General features: G+C 46.2%; 2 tRNA genes and 1 rRNA gene. All 3 read right to left on the bottom strand.

Annotation, left to right across the window (positions count from 1 at the left end):
- Positions 1-263: 263 nt before the first annotated feature.
- A tRNA-Ala gene (locus F7R24_RS14590) sits at positions 264-339 on the bottom strand.
- 61 nt (positions 340-400) lie between these two features.
- A tRNA-Ile gene (locus F7R24_RS14595) sits at positions 401-477 on the bottom strand.
- A gap of 82 nt (positions 478-559) precedes the next feature.
- Positions 560-641: ribosomal RNA gene (locus F7R24_RS14600) — 16S ribosomal RNA — on the bottom strand; the annotation flags it as partial.

A 641-nucleotide genomic window follows, 5' to 3' on the forward strand; every position in this document is an offset into this window, starting at 1 on the left:
GCTTATTCACTTGACCATATAACCCGAAGGCGTCTGTTCAATTAAATCGTAACGATCGATTTCGCCGGTTGGCGCTTGTATTTCTACAAGACAATCTATTTCTTTCAGTTCGAATTGTTAAAGAGCGAATAACGCCTAAGCGTTAAATTATCGATTCAGTTTAGGAGGCATTCGCCTAGAAACCGATAATTTAAAACTTACTGTTACTATTTCTGTTTTTTGTTGCCATCAGGTAATGATTCTTACATCCCATCCTCTAGGGATGGTGGAGCTATGCGGGATCGAACCGCAGACCTCCTGCGTGCAAAGCAGGCGCTCTCCCAGCTGAGCTATAGCCCCATATTTTTACTTCCGCGACCTATGGTTGCCGCAATCATTTTAACGCCGTATTCGTTAAAATTGGTAGGCCTGAGTGGACTCGAACCACCGACCTCACCCTTATCAGGGGTGCGCTCTAACCACCTGAGCTACAAGCCTATTTCTTGATGTCATTCGACATCAGCTCTTACTCATCAATCAGGTAATGCGTGTGGACACTTGAACAGGCCAAGCTATCGTTTAAGGAGGTGATCCAGCCCCAGGTTCCCCTAGGGCTACCTTGTTACGACTTCACCCCAGTCATGAATCACACCGTGGTAACC

This window comes from Nitrincola schmidtii, assembly GCF_008973715.1.
GTDB lineage: Bacteria > Pseudomonadota > Gammaproteobacteria > Pseudomonadales > Balneatricaceae > Nitrincola > Nitrincola schmidtii.